Annotated in this window: 10 protein-coding genes; 3 read left to right on the top strand and 7 right to left on the bottom strand. The window is 55.4% G+C overall.

All coding sequences use genetic code 11. The annotated features are described in order from the left end of the window. The first annotated feature begins 350 nt into the window (after window positions 1-350). From ACOQFT_RS02160 to ACOQFT_RS02150, 3 genes are all read left to right on the top strand, one after another. Window positions 351-1,343: an alpha/beta fold hydrolase gene (locus ACOQFT_RS02160; protein ID WP_421596429.1), complete on the top strand. Its 993-nt coding sequence runs from the start codon at window positions 351-353 to the stop codon at window positions 1,341-1,343. 40 nt (window positions 1,344-1,383) lie between these two features. Then, on the top strand, window positions 1,384-2,337 hold the full coding sequence (locus tag ACOQFT_RS02155) for an NmrA family NAD(P)-binding protein (RefSeq protein ID WP_421596428.1): 954 nt from the start codon (window positions 1,384-1,386) through the stop codon (window positions 2,335-2,337). 98 nt (window positions 2,338-2,435) lie between these two features. After that, window positions 2,436-2,807 carry a DUF7668 domain-containing protein gene (locus ACOQFT_RS02150; protein ID WP_421596427.1) on the top strand — a complete coding sequence of 124 codons (372 nt, stop codon included), beginning with the start codon at window positions 2,436-2,438 and terminating at the stop codon, window positions 2,805-2,807. 27 nt (window positions 2,808-2,834) lie between these two features. Here ACOQFT_RS02150 and ACOQFT_RS02145 read toward each other — a convergent pair whose 3' ends face one another. The 7 genes from ACOQFT_RS02145 to ACOQFT_RS02115 all read right to left on the bottom strand — a co-directional run bounded on the left by ACOQFT_RS02145 (window position 2,835) and on the right by ACOQFT_RS02115 (window position 8,742). Beyond that, window positions 2,835-3,371: a hypothetical protein gene (locus ACOQFT_RS02145; protein ID WP_421596426.1), complete on the bottom strand. Its 537-nt coding sequence runs from the start codon at window positions 3,369-3,371 to the stop codon at window positions 2,835-2,837. A gap of 42 nt (window positions 3,372-3,413) precedes the next feature. Beyond that, window positions 3,414-3,941 carry a DUF2199 domain-containing protein gene (locus tag ACOQFT_RS02140; protein WP_421596425.1) on the bottom strand — a complete coding sequence of 176 codons (528 nt, stop codon included), beginning with the start codon at window positions 3,939-3,941 and terminating at the stop codon, window positions 3,414-3,416. A 90-nt stretch (window positions 3,942-4,031) separates the two neighbouring features. After that, window positions 4,032-4,520, bottom strand: coding sequence for a YybH family protein (locus tag ACOQFT_RS02135; RefSeq protein WP_421596424.1), 489 nt, complete (start codon window positions 4,518-4,520; stop codon window positions 4,032-4,034). A 93-nt stretch (window positions 4,521-4,613) separates the two neighbouring features. Next, on the bottom strand, window positions 4,614-5,435 hold the full coding sequence (locus ACOQFT_RS02130) for an RNA polymerase sigma factor (protein ID WP_421596423.1): 822 nt from the start codon (window positions 5,433-5,435) through the stop codon (window positions 4,614-4,616). A 128-nt stretch (window positions 5,436-5,563) separates the two neighbouring features. Next, window positions 5,564-6,073: a PaaI family thioesterase gene (locus tag ACOQFT_RS02125; RefSeq protein WP_421596422.1), complete on the bottom strand. Its 510-nt coding sequence runs from the start codon at window positions 6,071-6,073 to the stop codon at window positions 5,564-5,566. Continuing rightward, entirely contained in the window at window positions 6,070-7,266 is a 1,197-nt protein-coding gene (locus ACOQFT_RS02120; protein WP_421596421.1) for an acetyl-CoA C-acyltransferase, read from the bottom strand. Before ACOQFT_RS02120 ends, ACOQFT_RS02125 begins: the two co-directional genes overlap by 4 nt. Before the next feature lie 597 nt (window positions 7,267-7,863). After that, window positions 7,864-8,742 carry a bile acid:sodium symporter family protein gene (locus ACOQFT_RS02115; protein ID WP_421596420.1) on the bottom strand — a complete coding sequence of 293 codons (879 nt, stop codon included), beginning with the start codon at window positions 8,740-8,742 and terminating at the stop codon, window positions 7,864-7,866. Between the last annotated feature and the right edge of the window lie 5 nt (window positions 8,743-8,747).

The raw sequence follows: 8,747 nt of genomic DNA, 5'->3' as shown, positions 1-8,747 counted from the left end.
TTGCTCGCCCTGCTTCAGGATGAAGGCCTTCTGCGCCTCCGTGAACTTCGATGCTTTCATGCGATTCCGCTCCTCTCCCAGCCAGGGAAATCTAGCGGAAAACTCTAGCCGCAAACGATCCAGTTTTCAGGGGGCAGAGCAGAACTGGCTCACAGAATCTCCGTTCGTAAGATAGGATGGCTCGAAGTCTTCAATCGTTCAATAGCTGACTGTAGTTAATAGATAGCTTTGCAAAACAACCGCATGTCCGCTCCAGCGGTCTCATCAACAGACTGTGAATGACTTTTATTTGCTAGGATTACGATTGTAATCTTTAGATGGTGACGTCTGTTTTATATGGAGCCACTGACATGCGATCGAAGACGACCGGTCCCACCCGAATACCCCCCAGAAACACCTTGTCACAACCATCCGCCGAAACCCGTTCCAAACAGCCATCCGTGTGGGCGATGATCGTGGCCACGCTGGTTCTGCTGACAGGATTTCAGGCTGGAGCTGACGCGTTAAGCGACTTCGAAAACTCCGTCGAACACCATACCACGTCGCGATCCGGCGCCTCTATTCACTATGTGACGACCGGGTCGGGTGACCCGGTTTTGTTCGTGCATGGATTTCCGGATCACTGGCTCACGTGGTGGCGTCAGATGGAGGCGTTGTCGTCGGATTACAGCGTCGCTTCTATGGACTTGCGGGGCTTCAACCTGAGCGATCAGCCAGTTGCGCCCGAGGCCTATGCCATTGAAAACCTCATTGCAGATGTCGAGGCGGTGATCTCGGATATTGATGCGGGCCCCGTTACGCTGGTCGGGCATGACTGGGGCGGATTTCTGGCGTGGCATGTCGCTATGGAACGTCCGGATCTGGTAACGCGCCTTGTTGTCTTGAACATCCCTCATCCCTGGTCGATGGCTAATGAACTTGCCACAAACCCTGAACAGGTGACCGCCAGTCAGTACGTGGATTTCTTCCGCAGCCCCGGCGCGGCCGAGAGGATATCGCGCGAACTGATCAGCAACTGGGTCAGCGATCCCGCGTTTCTTGAACGTCATCACGCAGCAATGGACCGGTCTGATCTCAACGCAATGCTGAACTACTACCGCGTTCACTATCCACAGCGCCCATACCGTGCGTTTGAACCCGATCCGGCAAAGATCAAAGCTCCAACGCTGGTTGTTTTTGGAGCTCAAGACCCGTTTCTACTTGTGTCCGGGTTGGGCGACACATGGGACTTCGTGTCCGCCCCTTTGACGCTGGCCATCTGGCCTGACGCCGGTCACTTCTCGCAACATGATCAACCGGACAGGCTGACCGAGCTGCTGCTTGGCTGGTTGTCCTCCAACTGAGTCAGCCCAATTCCAACCCAGATAATCAAAGGTCGATTGCATGACAAAGAAGAGACTCCTGATCACGGGCGCAACCGGTTTGACCGGCGGCCATGCACTCACACAACTTGATACCGATGACTTTGAGGTCAGAGCGTTGGTTCGCAGACATGACCAAACATCCAAGGCTCTGGAAGAAAGAGGCGTGGAAATCTGCGTTGGTGACATCACCAACATGGCGGATGTTCAACGCGCGCTAGCAGATGTGGACCGCGCGTATTTTGTTTATCCGATACGGTCGGGGCTGGTACCCGCGACCGTCCAGTTTGCCCATTTTGCCCGAGAAGCAGGTGTAGGCTACATCGTCAATATGTCCCAGATTTCGGCCCGCCCCGACGCCACTAGTCGGGCGGCGAAAGCGCATTGGTTGGCGGAGCGCGCTTTGGATTGGTGTGGCGTGCCGGTCACACATCTGCGCCCCACATTCTTTGCCGATTGGATGACGCGAACGGCACCTATGCTGGCGCGGGGCGACACTGTTTTTCTACCATTTGACGGTGGGCGACACGCACCGATTTCCGGCATGGATCAGGGGCGCGTGGTTGCCGCACTGCTGAAATCACCGCATCAGCATGCCGGACAAACCTATAAACTGACTGGCGCAGCTGAGGTGACTCCGGCCGAGATGGTGGATCAAATGGGTCAACATATCGGTCGCAGGCTGACGTTTCAGCCGGTCCCGGCGGAGGTCTTCTGTGATCCTATTAAACAACAGATCAGTCGCGCATTTTCCGATCCCGCCGATCCGGGGCTGGTCGAACAGCTTGCTGACATAGACTATCTTGCGCAGCATTTGGGAGAGGTCGCCAAAGACTATGCCACCGGATCGTTCAGCGGGGTTAACACGGCGGTCGCGGATATCACCGGAACCCCGGTGCAGACACTGGCGGAATTTTACTCTGACAACGACGCGGTCTATCGAACATCAAAGCCTGTGGGATCAGCGGTAAATTAGCGTCGCTTTGATGCCAGTTTCCCGGTCTCGAAATCGCTATTTGTTTGACGCAAATTTGCGTAAAAACCCCTTAAAAACAACGATTCATTGGTCAGGACATGGAAACGATTCACGTGGAAAAGAACCCGGATGTTGAGCAAGCCGTTCCGACCGAATGGCGGGCGACATTGAAGGCGATTGCAGATGCATTTGTTGAAGGTCGCAAGCCTGCGGGCCAGGGTATCGGCGATGTTGACATGCAAACGCTTGAGATATGCCAGAAGTCCTTCACTGACTATCCGGACAGTTTTGGTGAGCTCAGCGCGGAAAGCTGGAAGACTTCTGTCTACCTGTGGATGGACGGCTATTGGCAGGTCCTCGTTGATCTGTCCAATTCAGACGGGGAAACAAGTGACCTGGTGCTGCATGTTCAGGTTTTTCCCGACGGTGAAGGATATTTGTTCCGGCCGGGCCTGGTCTATGTTCCCTGATTGATTGTTCGAACGTCAGAAACGGCGCTAACTCGGGGCCGAGATCCGCAACTCCGCACCATCCTTTGCTAAAACGTCCAGCAGTTGGGTCAGCGCCTTCGCTGGCGCGGACCCGAAATCAACCGTCAGGCGATGGGCTTCGACAGACACAGAGTGAATGGCATTGGAAAACGCCCCGTTCGCCGTTTCATTGAGGCCCTCCAGATCGAACCAGCGACTGAACCACTCCTGAAACTGAAGCATGTCGATATAGGGGCGCTCGTGTTCGATACGGACGTTATTCCAGTGCAGATCGGAAATCCGCAATGGTGCCTCTTTCCACTGAAAGATCGTGGCGGGGCACTTGAATGGCTGTGTCGAGGAAAATTCCAGAAACTCGCCGCTTTTTCCTGCCGTATAGAAATCAGCGCAGTAATATCCCCCGTACAGACCGGTTTCATCGCCCACTTGCAGTTTGATTTCCGCAACGCCCGATTGGTGAACGCGCCGCTGGTTGAGCACAAACCGTTCAAACTGAGTTGCATAGTGATTTTGGGCGTTTTCGGCCAATTCAGCAAAGTTCATTCCTAAGTCCTGAAAATTTCGATGAGAGGAGTGGGTGAATTTTCAATGATGCGGAACGCGGGCAACCAGATCGGTGGCTTTATCCCAACCGATGCCGGACGTCGCGTCGTCGTACAAAACATGAAGTGTAGGGCGCAGCTTTATCAAAGGCCGCAGGCCCTTGGGCTGGCCAACAAGTTCGCAATTCAGAACGTGATTGTTGCCGTGTCGATCGAACCCTTCGTAGCCCGGCATTGTCACGGTGATCTGCCCGCTCGTCACGACGCCAGAGCGGTCTGTGCCGCGCGTATCTTCGTATGCCTCAAGCTCGGCTTGGGTTTGGGTGACCCACAACCCCCAACTCAACGGCTCTTTCACCCCTTGGATCGGGATATCGAGCAAGCCTTTGACGAAGAATTTCTTGTCGTCGATGACGCAGACATCCGGGTCAAGCCAGACACGCTCAGGCCGTTCGCTTTCCGGGATATCGAAAACCTCGATCGGCATATCATAGCCAAAAGACGGCGTGCCTCGTTGGGGCAGACCGCAGCAAACACAGGTGTATTCAAACACACGTTCCGTAGCGGACATGTTCAGGCTTCCTAAAGATTGGGCGTCATCAGGTATGAAAATAGAAGGGGCAGGCGGCGGTGCCCGAAAGACGCCGCCGCCCGGTCAGGTTCATTGATTGTCCAGATGGAGGTTACCATAGGGATTGTCGATGACCATCAACCACTTACCATCTGGCTGTTTTCGCAACACGGCAACGGACAAACCGCCTGTTTCGAAGGCATTTCCATCCGGACCTGTGCCTTTCATTTGCCAGGGGCTGATGTGAAGCCCGACATCCCCGGCGACAACAACCTGATGTCCGCCATAGGAAAAGCTGGGGTTCATCGAGGCAAACTGAGCAAAGCTTTGGCGTACGGCGTCTTCATCGCTGGTCCCGACACCGGGTTCGAACAGAATGACTGCGTCGGGTTCGTAGGTGTTCATGACCGCGTCGATATCGGCTTTTGCAAAGGACGATGTCATGGTTTCGATGACACTCAGGACATTCGTTTCTTCTTTTGTCATGGTCTTACTTTCTTCGGCTGTGGAGGGGGTCAAAAAAGCGCCGAGCGTGATGCAGGCGTAAGTCAGCGTCGTCAGGGTTTTGGGGGTCGTCATATCGATTCCTTTCTCGGTGGGTTAGGCACGTGCGGAACTGGTCCAAGCTGCGGCGCAGATCGGATAGGTGGGCGTTTCGTGGGCTAAGTCTGGTCAGACGGGGTTGGTGCGGTCTGTTAAAATCTGTTTCAGCTTGTCACTGAAACTTCTGGGGTTACGAAACTCTGGAACCAGCTTCTGGGCGCAAAGCCCGCGCAGGCTTTCTTCCACGCGGGACACTTCCCGCAGAACGTCGTAATAGCCTGGAGTGTCCCTGCATTGGGTCAATGGGGCCGAGGGATCGATCCGCTGCATTTCCAAAGCTCTGGGCAGGCGTCGGGGGCACGCGCATTTCGCCGTGTCCGGCGAGACCACACCGCATCGCTGGGCGGTAAAAGCCTCGACCTTCGCTGAGGCACGGGACACGCGCTTGCGGTATGTCGCGGCTGGTAGGCCCAGAATTTCAATGGCCTCGGATTGGCTCAGCTCAAGAATTCTGCCCAGCACGTAGGCAATCCGGTGATCCATATCGAGGCATAGCAACATTGCCATCGTGCAGGCGACGCGCAGTTCGTTGAACATGACGACATCGGTTGGGTCTGCCGCGTCAGAGTCGTGCAGGCCGTCTTCCAGATCGTCGGCAAAATCTTCGAAGGTCAGACCGAACTCTCGCGCCCTGATCTTTCTGGCGGTCAGCAGGTGATTGACGGCGACCCGATAGACCCAAGTCGAAAACCGGCTGTCTCCGCGAAACTGGCTGAGCCGCGTGATAACCAGAACCAGAATGTCCTGAGTTGCGTCTTCGGCTGCTGTGGCATCAGCAAGCATTCGGATCGACAGCTTGTAAATCGTATCCTGTATTCTGGACACGACCTCGGTCAAGGCCGCCTGATCGCCCTGCTGCGCGGCTCTGACTACGTTCTGAATGTCTCGCATCCTGTTCACCCTCAATGTGGTCATTTGTTAGTTTAGACGACAGGCGCGTTGCATGTGTGACCGGTTTTTTTTGAACGGACGTCAGAATTCACGTGGACGCACGATGACTCCAAGGTCGAAACCCGGGATCACAACAGGTTTCGGATGAAGCATGTGGTCGTGCCCGTGGCCAGCATACGCCCCTTCGTATCCTCTACGCGCCCCGAGGCTGTTGCGGTATGTGTTCCCCGGCTTTCGATCTCGGCCCGGCATCTCACCTGACCGGTCGAGGGCAGGATGGGCCGCAGAAACTTCACTTCGGTTCCAAGCGTTGCAAAGGTTTCGCCGCGCTTCAGCACCGTCTGGATGGCGCATCCCAGTGCAGAATCCAAAAGGGTCATTGTCCAGCCGCCATGGATCAACCGCATGGGATTCAGATAGCGCGGATCGGGATTGCCCAGGAAGGTGACATGTCCCTCACCCACTTCATGAATCCATTGTTGGGTGACTTCGACGATCGGGGGCGCTGGAAAGTCCTGACGAACGATAGCCTGCATCTTTTCCAGCCCGGTCATTTCCGCGGCTTTCCGAGGGTCAGCCAGACCAAAGGTCAGGTCCGGCATGGGAACCATGTTGTATTTATCGCCTTCCATGTTCATTCCGGCACCTCCACTGCGACCGCTGTTGCTTCTCCGCCCCCGATACACAGGCACGCCACACCCCGCTTTAGCCCGCGGGCTTTCAACGCGTGGATCAGTGTCACCAGAATGCGCGCGCCCGTCGCGCCAATCGGGTGGCCCAAAGCACAGGCCCCGCCGTTGACGTTCAGTTTTTCACGCGGAATCCCAATCTCTTGCGCAGTGGCCATGGCGACCACGGCGAAGGCTTCGTTGATTTCGAACAGGTCGACATCCTCGGCCTGCCAGCCAATTTTCTGCAGCAAAGCGCGGATTGCCGGGATGGGTGCCGTCGTGAACCACGCCGGGTCTTGTGAGTGAGTGGTGTGGCCTATGATACGGGCCATGGTCGGCAATCCGCGCGCGTCGGCCTCGCTTGCCCGGGTCAAAACCAGGGCGGCAGCTCCGTCGGCATTGGCCGAGGAACTAGCGGCCGTTATTGTGCCTTCTGCACCGAAGGCGGCCCTCAGATCAGGGATTTTGGCCACGTCGATCCGTTCAGGCCTCTCATCTCGGGTTATAGTGGTCGTCGTTTTGCGGCCTGTAACAGTGACTGGAGTGCACTCGTTATCGAAGGCACCTGTTGAAAGTGCTTGCTGCGCCCGTTTCAGGGTTTCTGCGGCAAACCTGTCCTGCTGGGTGCGGGTAAACCCATAGCTCTGGGCCGTCGCTTCGCCAAAATCGCCCATGGGTCGCCCGTGTTCATAGGCATCCTCCAACCCGTCCATTATCATGTGATCCAAAACCTCGGTGCTGCCGGCTTTGTGCCCCCTGCGCATTTTGGGCAACAGGAATGGTGCGCTGGACATGGTTTCCATCCCACCGGCAAGCACGATCTTGGCACTGCCTGCCCGGATCAGATCATGCCCCAGCATCACCGCCTTCATGCCTGAGCCGCAGACCTTGTTCACAGTCGTCGCGCCGACGGAATTCGCAAGACCCGCCGATTTCGCAGCCTGCCGCGCCGGGGCCTGCCCCTGACCGGCGGGCAACACGCATCCCATCAAAACCTCACAAACGTCAGAGGCGCCGATGCCCGTGTCGTCGAGAACGGCGCGTATGGCAGCGGCGCCAAGATCGGTCGCGGGCGTGGACGAAAATGCGCCCATGAACGCCCCGAGAGGGGTTCGGCGGGCGGCGGCGACGACGATGTCGTCAGGTGCATGAGTGGTCACCGAGAATCTCCTTTTTCAGAAAGATTATGATAGTAATCTAAATTGTCAACTACCGAGAATGTAGTGTGCCGCACTTTCATCTGAACACGTGGCGACCATCACTTTTGCCAAGCACAACCTAATACTGCGCGACATCGCAAAGCTGGGAAACGTTTACCGGAATGGGTGCTAATTCTCGATACGCCAAGGTGGAAAATCTTTTCCGCATGACTCAGGTACTCACTTGTCTCAACGAGATTGCCGTCCGGATCGCACAAATACAGCGAAAGGATTGTGCCTTGAACACCGACCCGCTCCACTGGTCCGTCTTCTATGCGGAGACCTATCTCTTTAAGGTGGGATTCTAAATCAGAAAGGCCCTGCTCGACCAGCAAACAAATATTTGCAGAGCAAGACCTTCCGGCAATTTTGGGCGGCACATAGTGCCGATTGTTGGGCTAAAGGTTGAGCTTGCAGTGCCCGATGGACGCTTCGACACGGCCATCGTCCAACCGGTTGATTGCCTGAACTCCCGCAAAACAACTTGGCATTGCCGTGCTCAGACATGGAAAGTACGGGATATTGCCCGATCCTAAACCAGTAGAAGAAAATAGGCGACTAGATCATCAATTTCGGCTTCTTTCGCGCAAGGAAAGTGAAAACAGGCAACATAGTCGCGATCCAGATCACGCCATAAATTGCCGAAGGGATAGCATATGCGCTTAGCTCATCGCTGTTTGGCAACAACAGGGCTGCAATCGCGATCCCTAAAGCGCCGTTTTGGACACCGGTTTCTATTGAGATCGTCTTTGCCTCAGCATCTGTACATCCGAGCAATCGCGCGCTCATGATGCCGGTCACAGTGAGAAACCCGCAGATAACAAAAAGTGCAGGTCCAAGTCTAAGATAGTTATCCTCGACCACCGCCCAATTTAACATGATCGCCCCACCAATGACCGCCGCAAAGAATAGCATTGAGATTTTGCTAAGAATTGGCTCGATGACAACCACAGTCGGCTGCGCCAATGTTCGTACAGTTACGCCTGCCAGTATTGGTGAAGCTGTCAACAAAAACATCGCTATAGCCGTTGAAGAAATATCGATGGCAGGCGCGGTGGTGCCCATGAACATTTGCATCGAAAAACCCAGAATGATGGGTACGGTGATGACGCATGTCAGACTGAACACTGCTGTGAGAGTAACCGACAGGGCGACTTCCCAGTTCGCAAGTTTTGTCACGATGTTACTTATGGCCCCACCCGGACAGGCCGCCAATATCATGATACCCACGGCTGTTTCGGAGGACATCCCAAAGGTATAGATCACGGCAAACGCGATGACCGGCAGCAAAAAGATCTGGTTAATGGCCCCCACGCAAAAGGCACGTGGGCGTTGCCCGATACGTTTGAAGTCAGCCACCGTCAGCCCAAGCCCAAGGCTGAACATGATCACAACAACGGCGAGCGGCAGCAACACAGAGACAAAAATACTACCCAAACGCC

It is taken from the genome of Ruegeria sp. MALMAid1280 (assembly GCF_049195285.1).
Taxonomy (GTDB): Bacteria; Pseudomonadota; Alphaproteobacteria; order Rhodobacterales; family Rhodobacteraceae; genus Ruegeria.
This window is presented reverse-complemented; position numbering and strand designations above follow the sequence as displayed.